This window comes from Pseudomonas sp. GD03903 (assembly GCF_029840045.1).
In the GTDB taxonomy this organism is placed as follows: domain Bacteria; phylum Pseudomonadota; class Gammaproteobacteria; order Pseudomonadales; family Pseudomonadaceae; genus Pseudomonas; species Pseudomonas pseudonitroreducens.
In genome coordinates this window covers 296,351-315,370 of the sequence record NZ_JAOCBT010000001.1, presented here as the reverse complement: position 1 = coordinate 315,370, position 19,020 = coordinate 296,351, and the positions used below count along the sequence as shown (strand labels likewise).

General features: G+C 65.3%; 12 protein-coding genes. 3 read left to right on the top strand and 9 right to left on the bottom strand.

Features of this window, described 5'->3' with window-relative positions; all coding sequences use genetic code 11:
- Window positions 1-18: 18 nt before the first annotated feature.
- The 8 genes from N5C91_RS01420 to thiI form a co-directional block, all read right to left on the bottom strand.
- On the bottom strand, window positions 19-624 hold the full coding sequence (locus tag N5C91_RS01420; protein ID WP_236199137.1) for a DUF924 family protein: 606 nt from the start codon (window positions 622-624) through the stop codon (window positions 19-21).
- Complete coding sequence (locus tag N5C91_RS01415; protein WP_279827188.1) at window positions 624-1,637, bottom strand: class 1 fructose-bisphosphatase; 1,014 nt, start codon at window positions 1,635-1,637, stop codon at window positions 624-626. The genes N5C91_RS01420 and N5C91_RS01415 overlap by 1 nt, the downstream gene beginning before the upstream one ends.
- A gap of 146 nt (window positions 1,638-1,783) precedes the next feature.
- Complete coding sequence (gene gloA / locus N5C91_RS01410) at window positions 1,784-2,314, bottom strand: lactoylglutathione lyase (protein ID WP_279827185.1); 531 nt, start codon at window positions 2,312-2,314, stop codon at window positions 1,784-1,786.
- A 300-nt stretch (window positions 2,315-2,614) separates the two neighbouring features.
- Window positions 2,615-4,522 carry an esterase EstP gene (estP, locus tag N5C91_RS01405; RefSeq protein WP_279827183.1) on the bottom strand — a complete coding sequence of 636 codons (1,908 nt, stop codon included), beginning with the start codon at window positions 4,520-4,522 and terminating at the stop codon, window positions 2,615-2,617.
- Window positions 4,523-4,623: 101 nt separating this feature from the next.
- Complete coding sequence (locus tag N5C91_RS01400) at window positions 4,624-5,988, bottom strand: DUF3999 domain-containing protein (RefSeq protein WP_279827181.1); 1,365 nt, start codon at window positions 5,986-5,988, stop codon at window positions 4,624-4,626.
- The gene (locus N5C91_RS01395) at window positions 5,985-9,713 is read right to left on the bottom strand and encodes a DUF2339 domain-containing protein (RefSeq protein ID WP_279827179.1); all 3,729 of its coding nucleotides are present in this window, start codon (window positions 9,711-9,713) and stop codon (window positions 5,985-5,987) included. The genes N5C91_RS01400 and N5C91_RS01395 overlap by 4 nt, the downstream gene beginning before the upstream one ends.
- 297 nt (window positions 9,714-10,010) lie before the next feature.
- Complete coding sequence (gene typA, locus N5C91_RS01390; RefSeq protein ID WP_279827176.1) at window positions 10,011-11,831, bottom strand: translational GTPase TypA; 1,821 nt, start codon at window positions 11,829-11,831, stop codon at window positions 10,011-10,013.
- Between the two features lie 138 nt (window positions 11,832-11,969).
- A complete protein-coding gene (thiI, locus tag N5C91_RS01385; protein ID WP_279827174.1) occupies window positions 11,970-13,460 on the bottom strand; it encodes a tRNA uracil 4-sulfurtransferase ThiI in 1,491 nt (496 codons plus the stop codon).
- Between the two features lie 332 nt (window positions 13,461-13,792).
- Between thiI and glnA the strand changes: the two genes are divergently transcribed.
- The gene (glnA, locus tag N5C91_RS01380; protein ID WP_017517179.1) at window positions 13,793-15,202 is read left to right on the top strand and encodes a glutamate--ammonia ligase; all 1,410 of its coding nucleotides are present in this window, start codon (window positions 13,793-13,795) and stop codon (window positions 15,200-15,202) included.
- A gap of 263 nt (window positions 15,203-15,465) precedes the next feature.
- Here glnA and N5C91_RS01375 read toward each other — a convergent pair whose 3' ends face one another.
- Window positions 15,466-17,673, bottom strand: a complete 2,208-nt coding sequence (locus tag N5C91_RS01375; protein WP_236171152.1) for a mechanosensitive ion channel domain-containing protein — start codon at window positions 17,671-17,673, stop codon at window positions 15,466-15,468.
- Window positions 17,674-17,867: 194 nt separating this feature from the next.
- Between N5C91_RS01375 and N5C91_RS01370 the strand changes: the two genes are divergently transcribed.
- Complete coding sequence (locus tag N5C91_RS01370) at window positions 17,868-18,416, top strand: DUF4124 domain-containing protein (RefSeq protein WP_236171151.1); 549 nt, start codon at window positions 17,868-17,870, stop codon at window positions 18,414-18,416.
- A gap of 2 nt (window positions 18,417-18,418) precedes the next feature.
- Window positions 18,419-19,009 (top strand): DUF4124 domain-containing protein, encoded by a 591-nt coding sequence (locus tag N5C91_RS01365; RefSeq protein WP_236171150.1) that lies wholly within the window; start codon window positions 18,419-18,421, stop codon window positions 19,007-19,009.
- Window positions 19,010-19,020 lie beyond the last annotated feature (11 nt).

Sequence of the window (19,020 nt, the reverse complement as noted above, 5' to 3'; positions counted from 1 at the left end):
TCGGCCGCCGGGTTGGAGTCAGAAACGTGAGCCAGGTTCCGTGAGGAACTGTGCTTCTTCAGCCGTCGAGTCACGGCCCAGAATGAGATTGCGGTGCGGGAAGCGACCGAAGCGGTCGATCACCACCTGGTGCTTGCGTGCATAGGCGAGGTAACCGGCGAACAGCACTTTCTCGCTGTCGCTGGATTCGTCCTGCAATGCTTCGTACAGGCGTACCGCCTCATCCTGGCTGGCCAGGTCTTCGGCGTGTTCCAGCACGATGTAGACGAACACCCGCTCGATGCGCGGCAGCTGGCGGTCGAAACCGGCAGCCAGGCCCTGGCGCACCAGTTGCTGGGCGCGGGGATCACCGGCGTAGGCGCGCGGGGTATCGCGGAAGATCATCCGCGGCAGCTGGTCCAGCAGCAGGATCAGCGCCAGCCAGCTCTGCGGCTCGCGTTCCCATTCCTGCAGCCCGCCGTCCAGGGCCTGGCGCACCAGGCCGCCGAAACGGTTTTCCGAGTCCACGTCCTGGCAGGCGCTCTTGCCGAACCACAGCGCATTGCGCTGCTCGGCCACCTCATTGGCGTCCAGCGCAGTGCCGAACCACCAGTCGAGCAGCGACTGCCAGGGCGCGGTGGCCATCAGCCTTCCTGGTGGTAGGCAGTGGCGCGCTCGACTTCTTCCTTCGAGCCGAGGAACACCGCGACGCGCTGGTGCAGGCTGTCGGGCTGGATGTCGAGGATACGCTGCTTACCATTGGTAGCAGCGCCGCCGGCCTGCTCGATGATGAAGGACATCGGGTTGGCTTCATACATCAGGCGCAGCTTGCCGGGCTTCTCCGGCTCGCGGGAATCACGCGGGTACATGAACACGCCACCGCGGGTCAGGATGCGGTGCACGTCGGCCACCATGGAGGCGATCCAGCGCATGTTGTAGTTCTTCGCCAGCGGGCCGTCCTTGCCGGCCAGCAGCTCGTCGACGTAGCGCTTCACCGGGGCTTCCCAGTGGCGCTGGTTGGACATGTTGATGGCGAATTCGGCGGTCTGGGTCGGCACGGTGATGTTGTCGTGGGTCATCACGAAGCTGCCCAGCTCACGGTCCAGGGTGAAGCCCTTGACGCCGTTGCCCAGGGTCAGGATCAGCATGGTCTGCGGGCCGTAGATGGCGTAGCCGGCGGCAACCTGGGTAGTGCCCTTCTGCAGGAAGGCTTCCTCGCGCAGGCTGTCGTTCTGGCTCAGGTACTCCTGCGGGCAACGCAGTACGGAGAAGATGGTGCCGACCGAGACGTTGACGTCGATGTTGGAGGAGCCGTCCAGCGGGTCGAACACCAGCAGGTACGCACCCTTCGGGTATTTGCCCGGAATCTGGTAGGGGTGGTCCATTTCCTCGGAGGCCATGCCGGCCAGGTTACCGGCCCACTCGTTGGCTTCCAGGAGGATTTCGTTGGAGAGCACGTCGAGCTTCTTCTGCACCTCGCCCTGCACGTTCTCGGTTTCCATGCTGCCCAGCACGCCACCCAGCGCGCCCTTGGAAACAGCGTGGCTGATCTCCTTGCACGCGCGCGCCACCACTTCCACGAGGTGACGCAGGTCGGCCGGGGTATTGTGACTGCGGGTCTGCTCGATCAGGTAGCGGCTCAGGGTAACGCGGGACATGGAAGGCTCCAGGGGAGAAGATGGAAAAAATCAGGGCGCATTCTAGCGTGGAAACGCTCGCGACGCCTCCTTGCGCAAAGGCTCGCCGAATGCTTGGAGCCCGCCGGTGGCGGGCAGTTCCCCACCCGCTCCGGGCATTGCGACCTTCAGCCGCGCGCCAGCTCGCCGTTGAGATCGGCCTGGACGATTTCCACCCAGTATCCATCGGGGTCGGCAATGAACGCGACGTTCTTCATGCCACGCGTGAGCGGCTTGACGAACGGCACGCCGAGCGCCTCGAAGCGTGCGCAGGCGGCGTGGATGTCCGGCACGCTGAAGCAGATGTGGCCGAAGCCGCGCGGCTCGCTGTTGCCGTTGTGGTACTGGCTGTCGTCGGACTCGCTACCCCAGTTGTGGGTCAGTTCCAGCACCGACTCGCGGCCGAAGGTGTAGCGCTGGCGCGCGCTGGTTTCGTCCGGTACTTCGCAGCCCTTGGTGTGCGCCAGGAAGTACAGCGAGAAACGCCCTTCCTCGAAGTCCAGGCGGCGCAGCAGGCGCATGCCCAGCACGCGGCTGTAGAAGTCCAGTGACGGCTCGGGGTTCTTCACCCGCAGCATGGTGTGGTTGAACACGTAGTCCTGGGTGACGGCTTCGGGCTCGGCGCAGACGCCGGGTTGCAGTTCGGTGGTGAAGGTCATGACGGGTCCTCGTGAAACGGACCGGCAGTGTATGTGCGGATGGATCGGGCGGGGTAACAGCGGAGTATTACGGCGGGCTTCGGGGATTGGCACGTTGCCAACCCCCTCACCCCAACCCTCTCCCCAAGGGAGAGGGCGTCATCCGGAGCGAAGCCCGACTTGGGCGCCGTCCTTCCACAGCGGCCGGAGCGAAGCTGGGCAGGTGATCGCCAGACGCGCCGATCAGCCCCCTCTCCCCGAGGGAGAGGGTTGGGGTGAGGGCAAGGTCTGGCACCAGGCCTTGCCCTCACCCCGTGCCGATCAGAAGTCCAGGCTCAGCGCCAGGTTCACGCCCTGGGCCAGGTCATCGCTGCTGCGGTGCGCGCTGTAGCCGCCGCGCAGCGACAGCTCCGGAGTCAGCTTCTGGGCGAAGCCGATGGTGGCGCGCTGCAGGTGGCTCTGCGGGGTGTAGCCCTGCAGGCTGAAGCCGACGTCGGGCAGGCTGGTGAAGTTCATCCCGACGTTCTGGGTGTCGTCGGCGTATTCGCGCTCCACGGCGACCTCGCCAAACAGCTGGGTTTCCTGCGATAGGTCCAGCTTGCCCTGCAGACCAACGCCGAGGCGGCGGGAGTAGCGGTCCTGCTCGTCATAGGCCAGCGCGGTAGAGCGACCGCTGCCCTCTTCGTAGCTGTCCACTTTCACCCGCGCCCAGTCGGCGCTGACGAAGGGCGACAGGTGCCAGTTCTCGCCGCCCTGGGCAATGTCGTAACCCAGGCGACCGCTGAAGGCCAGCAGGCTGCCGTCGGTGTCGGCCTTCTCCTCGACCTCGTGGTTGATGATGGAGAACTTGCGATTGGCGTCATCAAAGTCGAGCTTGCCGCCAGTCACGGAAGCATCAGCCCACCAGCGGTTCTGCTGGAACTGCACGAACAGGCTGCCCAGGTAGCTGTTGAGTTTGTAGTCGGAATCTTCGGCACCCAGCTCCAGCTTCTGCCGGTAGAAGCCCAGCGAGCCGCCGACGCGCCAGGCATCGTCGAGGCGATAGCTGGTACCCAGGGTCAGGTTGGCGCCGTAGCCGTCGCCATCCGCGGCGCTGTCCTGGTCGTCGTAGTCCAGGTGTTGCGCACCACCGGTGACGAAACCGCGCCACTGATTCACACCCTGCCAGCTCTCCCAGTCCGCCAGCCACTGGCTGCGCAGCTGGTCCTGGTAGGCGTTGTAGGTGCCCAGCGCCATCTCCGGCAGCATGGTCGCTTCCCATGGCGCGGAGAGCACCGAGTAGGCGTAGTCGGCGATCATGCTCTGGCCAGCGATGGTCGGGTGGACGCCGTCATTGAAAATCAGCTTGGTCGGATCCGGATTGGTGCCGTGGCGACCATACACAGGATTCTCGGTGCAACTGTTGCCGCTGAAGCAGGTGCCGACCAGATTCTGGCCGGTGGCCAGGCCATAGGCGCCCGGGTTGGCCAGGACTTCCTTGAACATCGCCGGAATGTTCAGCGGGATGACGTTGGCATTGCTCGCGGCGAGCTGGCTGACCAGCTCCTCGTTGAAGATACCGGACAACTGAGTGCCGATCCCCTGCAGGGCCGTACCGTTGGTGGCCGGGGTCTGGCCCAGGTCCGGCAGCAGCCAGACCATGATGTAGCGCGCGCCGGCATTGTGCAGCGCATCCACGCTATCCACCAGGCGGCCGGCTGCAGCACGGGCGGTTGGGTCGTTGGTGATGCGCAGCTGAAGGAAGTCGTTGCCGCCGCCGGTGAGGTAATACAGCGCATTCGGGTCGGCGCGGTTGTTTACCAGATAGCCGTCGCGGGTACGGCTGGTGGAACCGGAGGTCACCACCGAGCCGTCAGGAGCGGTGATCGAGTCGTAGATCTGGTCGGTGCGGTAGCCGCCGACCGCCCAGTTGTTGCCGTCCACCGTGCCGGGGACCAGCGAGGTCGACGGATTCAGGTCGGTAGGATTGATGCCCAGCTTGCCGCCGAGGATCATCGGCGCGGTGGGACCGAATACCTCGCCACTGCCGTCCAGGTAGGTCGGGCCGACGCGGTTGGTGAAGCGGGTGCTGGCGCCGGCAGGGCCGCCTGCATCGGCGAACTGGCCGGAATCACTCAGGCTGTCGCCGAAGACGACCATGGTGGAATACGGCGAAGGGGCTGCGGAGGCCTGTGCGGCAATGGCCATCGCGCACGCAGCCGCCAGCGGGGTGAGCGCCTTTCTGATCATTCTGCTACTCCATGCTTTGTTGTTATTCGGTAATCAGAACAACCCAGACAGTATCAGAATTTCTACCGGCGATACCCCTATCTTGCGGCCATCCGCGGCGATCAACCGGCCTGGCGATTACTCCGCAGCAGGCTCAGCGCCATCAGCCCGAGCAGACCGACGCCCGCCAGCAGCAGCGCCCACAGGCCATAGCGTTTCCAGTTTGTATCGGCCTTCGCTTCCTTGGCCATCGTTTGCGTGACGGGAGCCTGAAGAGTGCCCTTGAGCCGCGCCTCACCCATGCCCGCCAGGCGCTTGGGCTCGTAGCCGGGAACCAGGGTGGTCAGCGGCAGGCTGCCGTCGCTGATGGCGTCGTTGCCTACCGCGAGCTCATAGGGCGCGCCGCCACGGGCGAGGAATACCAGTTCCGTGGCGCGAACCCCCACGCTCAGGTGCGCAGTGGAACCGCCAAGGCCACCGCCGCGCGAATCCACTTGCAGCCGCAGTTGGCCGAGCGTGTTGCCGGGCAGCTCGAGCTCCTCCTGGGCGATCTCGCCGCCCTGCCCCGGCAGGCGATACAGCACACCGCGCGCCAGCGGCGTCCATTGCACGTTGCCGTCGTGGCGGCCGGAGATCACCACTGGCGCCAGGGTGTTGTCCTGCTGCAGCGGAACCCGCACGCGCTCCACCGGCAACGCCAGCGGCAGGCTCCAGCTGAAGTCGCCATTGCTGTCGGCCTTGGCCGCCAGCGGCTCGGACCAGAGCATCGGGATCGGGCCAGTGCTGCTGCGGCTACCGCTGAGCGTGGCGCCGACCAGTTGCGCCGCCTGCTCCGGCGACTCCCACCACAGGCGCAGGTAGCGCGCTGTCTGGCCGGGTAGCGCAATGTCGTTCTGCTCGATGCGCTGGCCATTGAAGTCGAGCCGCGCCAGTTGCCCCTCACCCAGCGAGCGCCAGTGCTCCAGGTCGTCGCTGGCTTCGATGCGCAGGCGCTGGAAGCCGTCGCCGTCGGCGGTCCAGTCAAGCTGCAGGCGATCCAGCGGCAGATCGCCGGAGCCGGTCTCCAGCAACCAGCCACGCAGCACCTGGGGCTGGTCTTGCGCCGGCGCATTGGGGGTGATTTCGAGGATGGTGCCGGTGGTACTGCGGACGATCTTCAGGTTGTCGCCGGCAGCGCTGCCGGCAGTACCGCGCAATGGGAAGATGCGCGCCTGCACTTCGCTGCGCACCTGCTTCGCGCTGGCCGCGCCAGTGCGCAGGCTGTAGGGCAGCGCTTCGCCTTCGGCATTGAAGATGCGCAGGTCGCGCAGGTCGCCATGGCGGGCCGCGAACAGCACGTCGATGGGCAGTTGCACGCGATACCACGGGCCATTGCCGGAAACTTCCAACGGCACGCGGCTGGCGAAATCCGCCGGAACGGGCGCCGCACCGGCCTGGTTGCCCAGCAGGCACGCGCCGACGAGCAGGACGAGAGTAGTGAGCTTCATGCGGAGGGTTGCTCCTGTTGCGGTTGCTCTTCGGCCATCGGCCGGCGCGGCGGCAGCGGTGCGAAGTAGCCGACGATCAGCATCAGTACGCCGACGCCGATGAAGGAAACGATGCGTTCCAGGCTGCCGCCGCTGGCGCGATCGACGAGGAACAGTTTGATCACCACCACGACCAGCAACACGGCGCCGACCAGCCAGAAGTCGCGGCGGCCGCGCAGGTGCCCGGCAATCATCAGGCCCAGCGCGATCAGTGCCCAGACGATGGACAGCCCGGCCTGCACCAGCATGGACTGGCTCAGGGTATCGAACTCGAACGCCACTCCACCCCAGTGATGCGCGGTACGGCACACGGCCATGGTCAGCAGGGCGAACAGCGAAGCGCCCAGTACCGCCTGCACCGGCAGGCGCAGGGTGGACTCGGCCACGCCCAGTTGCGGCAGGCCCAGGCGCGTCCACTGGAAGACCGCCGCGAGCACGATGAGCATGCCCAGCTCCAGCGGGTTCAGCAGCGGCAGGTAGGGCAGTGGGTCGGCCGCGCCATTGCTGAACAGGTTGACCAGCCAGAACCAGCCCAGCAGTGCCAGGGCCACCGGCGCGGCGGCGATGGCACGGTACTCGCGCTCGAAGGCGGCCACCGGCCACGGCAAGCGGCGCACGCCGCCCATGAGGATGAGGAACAGGCTCGGAACCAGCGCCCAGCCCAGCCAGCGCCAGGCGTTGTAATGCTCGGCCAGGGCGAAGAACAGGTAGCGCAGCTCCAGCGCCAGCACGCCAAGGATCAGCCAGCAGCCCAGCACATGGGCCGCCTGTGCGGCACGGTGCGGCAGCAATGCAGCGAGCCGGCGCAGGGTGAAGAAGTGCACCGTGAACACCGCCAGCCAGCCGAGCCAGCCCAGTTCCGCCAGCGGGTGGTAGCGCAGGTGCCAGGCACTGCCCAGCGCGACCAGCGACACCGGCACCAGCGCCAGGCACAGCAGCGCCAACGCGCGCCACTGCTCGCGGCGCGCCAGCAATGACCAGAGTCCGACGCTGACAGCGGCTACCAGCAGCGCCACGTGCTCACGCATCTCGCCGGGCACGAAGCGGGCGATCTCCCACAGCGCGGTCAATGCCCACCAGCCGGCTCCCCAGACCAGCAGCAACTGCGATAGCTGCTGCAGTCCAAGGCCGCCCAGTGCCAGGTGACGCTCGCGTTCGCTGGCCCGCTGCAGGCGCCAGGCACCGATCATCGCGGCCAGCGCCAGCACCGCCGGCGTCCAGAAGCCCATGTGCGCCAACGGCTTCAGGCCCTCGCTGGGCAGATCGCCGAACAGCGCGGCGCCACCGAAGAGGAAGGCGCCCGCGCCAATCACCTGCAGCACCAGGCCGAAGACGAAGGCCGCGCGCTGCTGCAATTGCAGGCTCAGCCAGAGGATCAGCAAGCCGCTGCCCGCCCACACCGCTGCCGCTGTTTGCCACGGCAGCACGAACAGCACCGCAAGGTTGATGAAGGCCAGCCCCAGCAGCAGGACCACACTCAGGCCGAGCATCAGCCGGCGGTCGTCACGCACCAGGGAATCACGCGCGGCGATCAGCATGCCGGCAATCAGCGCCAGGCCGATCAGCGAGGCCGTCACCAGGCCGCGCCAACCCGAGCCGAGCACACCACTCCCCTCCTGCGCGCCTTGCAGGTGCAGGAGGAATACCGCCCCGCCGAGCAACTGCACCGCAAAGGCGCAGGCCAGGAAGGTCCGTGAACGCAGGCGCAGCGCAGCGAACAGCGTGGCCAGGCCGGCGACCGCCCAGACAATGGCGGTGCCGTCCGCGCCCAGGCACAGCGGCGCGATCAGATAGAGGAATGCCAGGCCGATGCCCGCCAGGGCAGGCCGGGCATTCGGCTCCCAACTGCGCAGGGTCTGCGGATCGGCATTGCGCAGGTTCCAGAAGCTGAACAACAGCGCCACGCCCAGCATCAGCGCGCCCAGTGGTGAGCCGTCGAGCAACGTCAGCGATTGCGGGTCGGCACGCAGCCCGGCGAGGAATGCCAGCGCTGCGCCTACTTGCAGCAACAGGGCAAAGATCCGTGCCAGCGGACGCTGCTGGCGCAGGCCGAGCCAGAAGATACCGGCGCCCTCCACCGCCCAGGCAGCGGAAGTCCAGCGTGCGTCCAGGCCCAGCGGAATCGCCAGGGTGCCGAACACCACGCCCAGCGCCAGGCAGGTTTCCACCAGCAGCAACGCGCGGCCGGCGGTGCGCCCCGCCAGCACAAGGGCAAGGACCATGTAGAACAGGCCCAGCGCCAGCGCGCTGAATGCCGCGCCGAACTCCAGGTGCCGGATGATCCCGTACTGCAGGCCGAAGCCCACCAGCGGCGTGCCGAACAGGATGGTGCCGTCGACATAGTCGGTCTGCCGCGCCGACCAGCGCAGCAGCGCCTCGCGGGAATCATCTTCCGGCGCCCCTGCCGCTTCGCGCAGGCGACGACGGGCGAACAGCAGGCCGATGGCGACATAGGTGAGGAAGAACAGGATCAGGAACGGCTCGGTCGTCGCGAAAAGCTCCGGCGCGCGATCCTGGGTATAGGAGCGAAGACCCCATGCCAGGCCGATGCCGAAGGTGCCGAAGAAACCGATCAGATTGAGCAGGCGCCAGGCCTTGAACCAGGCGATGGCAAAGATGCCGGCATTGAGCAGGGCGAAATAGCTGAACAACGCAACGTGGCTACCGCCACCGGTCGAGGCCAGGATCGGTGCGGCGAATCCGCCCAGCGCCGCCGCGGCGGCCAGGCCCAGTGCGTCCTGAAGGATGGCGAGGATTGCCGAGAACAGCGTGACCGCTACCAGCAGGACGAAACCGGCCTGCGCATCGACCAGCACTTCGCCATGGTTCATCGCCGGGTACAGCTTGATGCTGGCGAACACCGTCAGGTAGAGCACGGCGATGCCGGTGCCCTGGAGAATCAGCGCATAGGCCGGGCGCCGATGCCGCAGCCACCAACCCAGGCCGAGCAATGCCAGGGCAGCAGCGGCTGTGCCGATATACGGGCCCTGCGGCGGCATGGTCATGCCTTCGGTGGCGTAGCGCAGCAGGAAAGCCAGGCCGAGGAACAGCAGCAGCACACCGACACGCAGCACGGTATTGCCGCCCAGCAGCCAGTCACGGGCGGCACCGAAGGCGCGGTCGAACAAGGAAGGAACCGGCGCAGACGGCGGCAGCGGCGGTGCGGCAGGCGCCGGCTGCGGCTGAACCTCGGGCTCCTCGACGCGGGCCTGAGCCGCAGGTTTCTGCATCGGCTCGAGCACCAGGTCGGACCACTCGATGGGGGCCTCCACCCGCGCAGCAGCAGCCGGGGCCGGCGCCAGCTCGTCGGTGGGCAGCTCGATACTCCACTCCAGCTCGGTGGCAGCGGGTTCGCTGATGGCCACCTCCACCTCAGGCTCGGCTGCCGGAGCAGCGACCGGCATTTCCGTCGCGGCGCTCTCAACGCTCGCCGTCGCCGAAGCCTGCCCGGCAGCGCCACGCTCCACCTGCAGCAGCCGCTCATACAGGGCCTTGGTGCCCTGGTCGAAGCGCTCGCCAAAGGCCTTCAGCTCACCGCGAAGGCTGGCGTTCTCCCGCTGCAGACTGTGCAGTGCAAAGGTCTGCCCCAGCGCGAGGCCGACCACTGCGCCCAACACCGCCCCGGTAATCGACTCGCCCGCAGCGGCGCCGATGACCAGGCCGACCAGCATGAAAATCCATTGCATGCTTTCGAATCCTTGAGGTTCTGTGCGAATCCATCCCGATCCGGGCGCTTACGCCCGGACAGCTGAGTATATCGGCCCGGCTCCCTGGCCTGCGTCCACGATCTCACAGCTTCGAATGGTCAGACGTCGCGAGACTACCTTTCAGCCACGCTCCGAGGAAAAATCGGACGCTTCCTACGACACACCCGTTGCTGTAGGAGCGAGCTTGCTCGCTCCTACAGCAACGGGTGAAACTGCCTGGAAGACGGGCAAAAAAAAGCCGGGCATAAGCCCGGCTTTCTCGTACTGCTGGTCGACTTAGACCTTGGCGCGCTCGTAGCGCTTGCGGTCGTTCTCGTTCAGCATTTTCTTGCGCAGACGGATCGACTTCGGCGTCACTTCCACCAGCTCGTCATCAGCGATGAATTCCAGCGCCTGCTCCAGGGTGAAGCGGATCGGCGGAACCAGGGCGATGACTTCGTCCTTGCCCGAAGCGCGCATGTTGTCGAGCTTCTTGCCTTTGGTGGGGTTGATCACCAGGTCGTTGTCACGGCTGTTGATGCCGGCCAGCTGGCCTTCGTAGATCTCGTCGCCTGGGCCGAGGAACAGCTTGCCGCGGCTCTGCAGGGTTTCCAGCGAGTAGGTCAGCGCGGTGCCGGTGGCCATGGAGACCAGTACGCCGTTCTGACGGTTGGTCACTTCGCCGGCCTTGATCGGGCCGTAGTGGCTGAAGGTCGAGGTCAGGATGCCGGTGCCCGAGGTCAGGGTCAGGAAGTTGTTACGGAAGCCGATCAGGCCACGCGCCGGGATGGTGTATTCCAGGCGCACGCGGCCCTTGCCGTCGGGGATCATGTTGGTCAGATCGCCCTTGCGCAGGCCCATCTGCTCCATCACCGAGCCCTGGTGCTGCTCTTCGATGTCGATGGTGACGTTCTCGTAAGGCTCCTGCTTCTCGCCTTCGGCGGTCTCGATGATGACCACTTCCGGACGACCGACGGCCAGTTCGAAGCCTTCACGGCGCATGGTTTCGATCAGCACCGAGAGGTGCAGTTCGCCACGGCCGGAGACCTTGAACTTCTCCGGGCTGTCGCCTTGCTCGACGCGCAGGGCCACGTTGTGCAGCAGTTCCTTGTCCAGACGGTCCTTGATGTTGCGGCTGGTGACGAACTTGCCTTCCTTGCCGGCGAACGGCGAGTCGTTGACCTGGAAGGTCATGCTCACGGTCGGCTGGTCGACGGTCAGCGGCGGGCGCGCTTCGACGTTCTGCGGGTCGCACAGGGTGTCGGAGATGTACAGCTCGTCCATGCCGGAAACGCAGACGATGTCGCCGGCTTCAGCTTCGGCGACTTCGATGCGCTGCAGGCCGGAGTGGTCCATGATCTTCAGGATACGGCCGTTGCGCTTGGTGCCGTCGTCGCTGATGGCCACGACCGGGGTGTTGGTCTTGACCTTGCCGCGGGCGATACGGCCAATGCCGATCACGCCGAGGAAGCTGTTGTAGTCCAGCTGGGAGATCTGCATCTGGAACGGGCCGTCGACGTCGACTTTCGGCGCCGGGACGTGGTCGATGATCGCCTGGAACAGCGCGTCCATGTTGTCGTCCATCTTCTCGTGGTCCATGCCGGCGATGCCGTTCAGGGCACTGGCGTAGACGATCGGGAAGTCCAGCTGCTCGTCGGTGGCGCCGAGGTTGTCGAACAGGTCGAAGATCTGGTCGATGACCCAGTCAGGACGCGCGCCCGGACGGTCGATCTTGTTCACCACGACGATCGGACGCAGGCCGGCCTTGAAAGCCTTCTGGGTCACGAAGCGGGTCTGCGGCATGGGACCGTCCTGGGCGTCGACCACCAGCAGTACGGAGTCGACCATCGACATCACGCGCTCAACCTCGCCGCCGAAGTCGGCGTGGCCGGGGGTGTCGACGATGTTGATGCTGTAGTCGTTCCATTTCAGCGCGGTGTTCTTCGCCAGAATGGTAATGCCACGCTCTTTTTCCTGGTCGTTGGAGTCCATCACGCGCTCGTTTTCCGCTTCTTTGCGGTCGAGGGTGCCGGACAGGCGCAGGAGCTTGTCTACGAGGGTGGTCTTGCCATGGTCGACGTGGGCGATGATGGCGATGTTGCGCAGTTTTTCGATCACAGTGTCAGTCTCAGTAAATAAAGCTTCAGGCTGCAAGCCGCAGGCGGCAGGCAGGCGAAATTCCGGTTCAGGCCCAGGCGTCTGGAGGATGCCTAAGCCAGGTTGCGTTTCGGCTAATGCGGCACAGGATCATGCAGGCTAGCTCTTCTCTTGCAGCTTGCCGCCTGCTGCCTGCGGCTCGGGTCGATAGACCCGCACATTGGTGTGCCCTTCATTGACCAGGTGGTGGGCGTGCAGGCGACTCATCACGCCCTTGTCGCAATACAGGAGGTACTGGCGGTTGGGGTCCAGTTCCTTGAATTTGCTGTTGATCGCATAGAACGGCATGGACAGGACTTCGATGCCCTCGATGGCCAGCGGTTCATCTTCCTGGGCATCCGGGTGACGGATGTCCACGACGATCTGGCCGGCCAGCACTTCATCGACCATTTCCACCGAGAGGTCCTTGCCCAGTTCGTCGATCACCCGATCGACTGTCATCTGGGTGGAGCGCTCCAGGGCGCGGTCGAGCACGGCCATGTCGAACTTGGTTTCTTCGTAATCGACGCGGTGCGGCTTGGCCTGGGTGGTCGGGTTCACCGAGATCACGCCGCAGTACTCGGGCATGTGCTTGGCGAACTCGGCAGTGCCGATCTGCGTCGCGGTGTCGATGATGTCCTGCTTGTGGCTGACGATCAGCGGGCGAAGGACCAGGGTATCGGTCACCCGGTCGATCACCGAGAGGTTCGGCAGCGTCTGGCTGGAAACCTGGGAGATCGCCTCGCCGGTCACCAGAGCGTCGATCTCCAGGCGCTCGGCCACGCGGCTGGCGGCGCGCAGCATCATGCGCTTCAGGGTCACGCCCATGTAGCTGTCGTCGACCTTGGTGAGAATCTCGCCGACCACTTCCTCGAAGGGCACGCTGACGAACAGCACGCGCTGGGAGCTGCCGTACTTCTTCCACAGGTAGTGCGCGACTTCCATCACACCCAGTTCGTGGGCACGGCCGCCGAGGTTGAAGAACACGAAGTGGCTGATCATGCCGCGGCGCATCATCTGGTAGGCCGCCACGGTGGAGTCGAAGCCGCCGGACATCAGCACCAGCACCTGTTCCAGCGCACCCAGCGGGTAGCCGCCGAGGCCATCGTGCTGGGCGTGGATCACGTAGAGGCGGTCATGGCGGATTTCCACGCGCACTTCCACTTCCGGGTTCTTCAGCGAGACGCCCGCCGCGCCGCAATGCTGGCGCAGGCCGCCGCCGACGTAACGCTCCACATCTATAGAGGTGAAGGGGTGCTTGCCGGCGCGCTTGCAGCGCATGGAGAAGACCTTGCCCGGCAGCTTGTCGCCGAAGTGCGCCTTGCACTTCTCGAGGATGTCGTCGAAGTCGCCCAGCGGATATTCGTGCACTTCGAGGAAATGGCCGATGCCCGGCGTGCAGGTCAGGCGCTCGATCATCTCGCGCAGGACCTTGGCGTCAGTGACCCTGGTCTCGACCTCGAGGTTGTCCCACTCGCCTTCGACCAGCAGCTCGGGGTCGAGGTCGCGGAGCACCGTGCGAATGTTCTTCGCCAGCTGGCGGATGAAGCGCTTGCGCACCGGCCGGCTCTTGATGGTGATTTCCTGGAAGACCTTGACGATGAGTTTCATGCGAATCGGGCGATTGCCATGGGACTGAAAAAAAGGGGCGGAATTATATCCGAAATTGCTCAAGACTTGAGCAGAAATCGGAGACTTTCTTTTTGGTGCACCAAAATGGACTCATGCACCATGATAGAGCACCAAAGCGGTGCACTATTATCGCGCAATTCTCCGTAACACTCGCCACAGCCCGTGATTTCTGGGCTTCTGCCCATTTACGGGCACTGGCACGCAACTTGCTCTCTTGTGAGGCAGGTTGCCCTGGCGGAGTATTCCGGCCGGCATCACCCGATACTGGGGCACAAAAAAGCTCCCAGCTCTAATCCCTCCTGGAGGACAGCATGTCGTACAAGTCGCAACAACTGATCAAAGATCATGACGTGAAGTGGGTTGACCTGCGCTTCACCGATACCAAAGGCAAGCAGCAGCACGTCACCATGCCCGCCCGCGACGCGCTGGACGACGAGTTCTTCGAAGCCGGCAAGATGTTCGATGGTTCCTCCATCGAAGGCTGGAAGGGCATCGAAGCCTCCGACATGATCCTGCTCCCGGACGACAGCACCGCCGTGCTCGACCCGTTCACCGAAGAGCCGACCCTGATCATCGTTTGCGACATCATCGAGCCGAGCACCATGCAAGGCTACGAGCGCGACCCGCGCAACATCGCCAAGCGCGCCGAGGAATACCTGAAGTCCACCGGTATCGGTGACACCGTATTCGTTGGTCCGGAGCCGGAGTTCTTCATCTTCGACGAAGTGAAGTTCAAGTCCGACATCTCCGGCTCGATGTTCAAGATCTTCTCCGAGCAGGCTTCCTGGAATACCGACGCCGACATCGAGACCGGCAACAAGGGTCACCGTCCGGGCGTGAAAGGCGGCTACTTCCCGGTACCGCCGGTCGACCACGACCACGAAATCCGTACCGCCATGTGCAACGCCCTGGAAGAAATGGGCCTGGTCGTGGAAGTTCACCACCACGAAGTGGCCACCGCTGGCCAGAACGAGATCGGTGTGAAGTTCAACACCCTCGTTGCCAAGGCTGACGAAGTCCAGACCCTGAAGTACTGCGTGCACAACGTTGCCGACGCCTACGGCAAGACCGTGACCTTCATGCCGAAGCCGCTGTACGGCGACAACGGCTCGGGTATGCACGTGCACATGTCCATCTCCAAGGATGGCAAGAACACCTTCGCTGGCGAAGGTTATGCCGGACTGTCCGACACCGCCCTGTACTTCATCGGCGGCATCATCAAGCACGGCAAGGCGCTGAACGGCTTCACCAACCCGGCGACCAACTCCTACAAGCGTCTGGTTCCGGGCTTCGAAGCTCCGGTCATGCTGGCCTACTCGGCCCGTAACCGTTCCGCCTCGATCCGTATCCCGTACGTTTCCAGCCCGAAAGCCCGCCGCATCGAAGCGCGCTTCCCGGACCCGGCTGCCAACCCCTACCTGTGCTTCGCCGCGCTGCTGATGGCGGGCCTGGACGGCATCCAGAACAAGATCCACCCCGGCGATGCCGCCGACAAGAACCTGTACGACCTGCCGCCGGAAGAGGCGAAGGAAATCCCGCAGGTTTGCGGCAGCCTGAAAGAGGCGCTGGAAGAACTCGACAAGGGCCGTGCGTTCCTGACCAAGGGCGGCGTGTTCACCGACGAGTTCATCGATGCCTACATCGAGCTGAAGTCGGAAGAAGAAATCAAGGTGCGCACCTTCGTGCACCCGCTGGAATACGACCTGTACTACAGCGTCTGATCCACGAATACCTATAAATAGCGACAGCATTAAGGCCTCCTTCGGGAGGCCTTTTTTATGGGCTGGAGAAACCGCTGGCGCCTGTGCCTGTGCCTGTGCCTGTGCCTGTGCCTGTGCCTGTGCCTGTGCCTGTGCCTGTGCCTGTGCCTGTGCCTGTGCCTGTGCCTGTGCCTGTAGGAGCGAGCTTGCTCGCGAATCGCACAGCACCGGAGCCAGCGGATAACTCATTCGCGAGCAAGCTCGCTCCTACAGGAAGGCCGGTTTCAGATCCCACCGTCCGCCGGCACGCCGTGCTCCTCGTCGTCCTCGCGGCGCGACTTGCGCATGCGTGAGAGCTGCACGTTCAGGCGCGGCATCGACAGTTCCAGGCCGGCCTTGTCGAGCTTCTGCCGCAGGCGCAGGTTGAACGCGCGCTGCACTTCCCACTGGCGGATCGGCGCCGTCTTGAAGCGGAAACGCAGGATCGCCTGGCCGGCGTCGAAGCTTTCGATACCCTGGATTTCCAGCGGCGACCAGATGGCGCGGTTGATCGTGCGGTCGGTGCGCAGCTCGCCGGAGACTTCCTTGACCAGCGCCAGCGCATCGTCGATCGGCATGCTGGCCGGCACCGGCCAGCGGAACATGGCGTAGCCGAACTGCCGCGAGTAGTTCTTGATGCTCTTGATCTCGCTGAACGGAATGGTGTGCACCACGCCGTCGAGGTCGCGCAGACGCACTGTGCGGATGGTCAGGCCCTCCACCGTGCCAAGGTGGCCGCCCACATCGACGTAGTCGTCGATCGACAGCGAGTCCTCGATGATGATGAACAGGCCGGTGATCAAATCGGCCACCAGCGACTGCGCGCCGAAACCGATGGCCAGGCCGATCACACCGGCACCGGCGAGCAGCGGCGTGACGTTCATGCCCATGTTGGCCAGGGCGACGATCAGCGCGATCACCGCAATGGTCACGAACAGCACGTTGCGGATCAGCGGCAGCATGGTCAGCGCACGGGCGTTGGCGCTCTTCTTGCCGCCCAGGCCGAGACTGTGCTGCACGGCAGTGTCGGTGAGAATCCAGACCAGCCAGGCGACCAGCAGGGTGGTGCCGAAGCTGAACAGCTTGAGGCTGATCTGCGAGCCGTCGCCTTCGGCGAAGCGGATCAGCGACATGCCCCAGACGCGCAGGCCGATCTCCAGGAAGAACAGCAGGCTGGCGATGTGCAGCAGCGTATAGCCGAAGCTCTGCAACTGTTCGATATACGGCGCGTGACGCCGCGCCCCCCGCCGGGCCGAGCGCTGGTGCGCGCGGCGGATCAGGCCGTTGACGGTCATTGCCACCACCGCCACGGCGGCGCAGACCAGGGCACGACGCAAGGCGTAGCTGCTGTCGCCGGCGGTGACGATGGTGGCGAACAGCGAGATGCCCACCAGCACCAGCACCGGCAGGAACCAGATCGAGCCGATCAGCTCCACCAGATCGCTCAAGCCCCGGCGCTTCAAGCGGCGTTCAAGCGGCTGGTTGCGGATCAGGTGGGCGATCGGCCGGCGGAACTGCAGGACGAACAGCGCGGTGAGCAGCGCCGCGCAGATGTTCGCCACGGAGCCGACGAACAGCGAGATGTTCTGCCCCAGGCTCTCGATGACGCGCGGGTCGTGCATCACTTCGCCCAGCGCGGCGAGGCTGCCGATCAGCCAGAGCGGGCGGAAGGCGCGACGCCTCAGGATGTCCAGCGCACGCATGCGGTGCGGGCCGCTGAGCAACGACAGGGAGATCACGCACAGGGCGGAGAACAGCGTGCCGCACACCAGGGTATAGGCGATCACCATCGCCACCAGCTTGCCCAGCGAGCTGGGCAGCACGACGGACAGGTAGACGGTGATCAGGAAGGCGACCAGCCAGGGCCCCAGCTTGCGCAGGGCGAACAGCAGCAGGTCGCGGGTCTTGGGGTGCTGCGGCAGTTCGTCCTCCAGGCCAAAACGCTTGCGCATGCGCCCGGCGATCCAGCGCAGACCGAGGGCGACGCAGGCCCAGATAAGGATGACCAGGGCGAAGTCGAGGATCATTCCGGGCCACTCGGCCAGCGACGGCGTGCGCGCATCCAGCTCGTAGCCGGCGCCCTGGAACAGGTCGGCCCAGCGCACCATCGGGCTGTTGGCCCCTTCGAACTGTTTCTCGAGGCTGCCCAGGGTGTCGCCGATCAGCCCCAGGACGCCGCCCTGCTCCTCCGCCCCCTTCTGCGTCGCGTCGCGCAATTGCTTGAGCTTCTTCAGCAGGTCGGCCCGCTGCTGATCGTTCTCCAGGGTCTTGATCACCTGGTTCAGCGATTGCTCCAGCTGGGCGTCGCTGACCTTGCTCTCGCCACTGCCCGTCACCCCGGCCAGCGGCCCGGGAAGCGCCGCCAGCGCAGGCCCGGCGACGGACAAGCCGAGGCCCAGGCAGCACAGCAGCAGCCACTGACGAAGCAGGTAACGAATCAGACTCACAGGCATACCCCACCACGATGGAAAATCACACTCGCCCGCATCATACAGACGCTGGCGCCAGGCTCGGACCCGTCCTGCACAGGAAAGGTCCCCGCACGAGCAGCAGCGCACAACGCACGGCGCCCTGCTGAAAGACAATAGGCAACTTGCCAGCTGCCGTCGGCAGTGCAAGGCTTGGCAGGACTATCCGGAGATTCGTCATGCGCCTGATCCTCACCGCCCTGCTGCTCGCCGCCGCATTGCCAGCCAGCGCGCAGATCTACAAATACACCGACGCCAACGGCAAAACCGTGTTCACCAACCAGCCGCCGACCAATGTCGATGCCAAGCCCGTGGAGTTGCCGCCGACCAATACCGTCGGCCCGCAGCAACCGGCCGCCGCCCCCGCCACCAGCGGCACGCAGAATCAGGCCGCCAAGGCCTACGCGATTCTCGCGCTGAGCAACCTGCCCGATGACGAATCGCTACGCCAGAACAACGGCACCTTTATCGTCAACGTCGTCGTGCAGCCAGCCCTGGCGCCGGACCATCAGCTGCAGCTGGTGCTCGACGGCCAGCCCTATGGCGACCCGACCAGCAGCACCGGTATCGGCGTGCAGAACCTCGACCGTGGCGAGCACACCCTGGCAGTCCAGGTCCTGCAAGGTAGCCGCGTGATCCAGGCCAGTGCACCGGTGAGCTTCACCCTGCAGCGCATCAGCACCAACAGCCCGCAGCGCCCCAGGGTTCACCCCACGACGGGCGGCTGACGATGCGTAATCTACTGACTCTCTCACTGGCGCTCCTGTTGTCGGCACTGACCTGCCTGTCGGCCAGCGCCGAGGTCTACACCTACATCGACAAGGACGGCAATCGCGTCTTCACCGACCAGCCGCCGCGCGGCAACGCGCAAAAGCTCGACATGACCCCGCGCAACGATCCACAGAAATCGCCGCATGGCGTGCGCATGCCGCCGCCGCTCTATGCGCCGGCCACCCCGGCCCTGCCGCCGGGGCCTCCGGCCTACCAGTTGCTGCGCATCATCGTGCCGGAGCCCGATGCCACCGTACGCGCCAATGACGGCGCACTGATCGTTTCCGCCACCAGCGACCCGGCCCTGCTGCCCGGCCACCTCTACCGCCTGCTGCTCGATGGCAAACCCGTCGGCGAGCCCGGCCGCAGCCCGGTATTCCCGCTGGACAACATCGAGCGTGGCACCCACCTGCTGTCGGTGGAGATCGTCGACACCCTCGGCCGCACCATCGAGCAGACACCCAGCCAGCCCTTCCACATGTTCCGCGTTTCGGTGGCCGACTCGGCCGACCTCGACGCCTCCCAAGCGCTAACCGCCGCCGGCCGCTGACCCGGCGTACG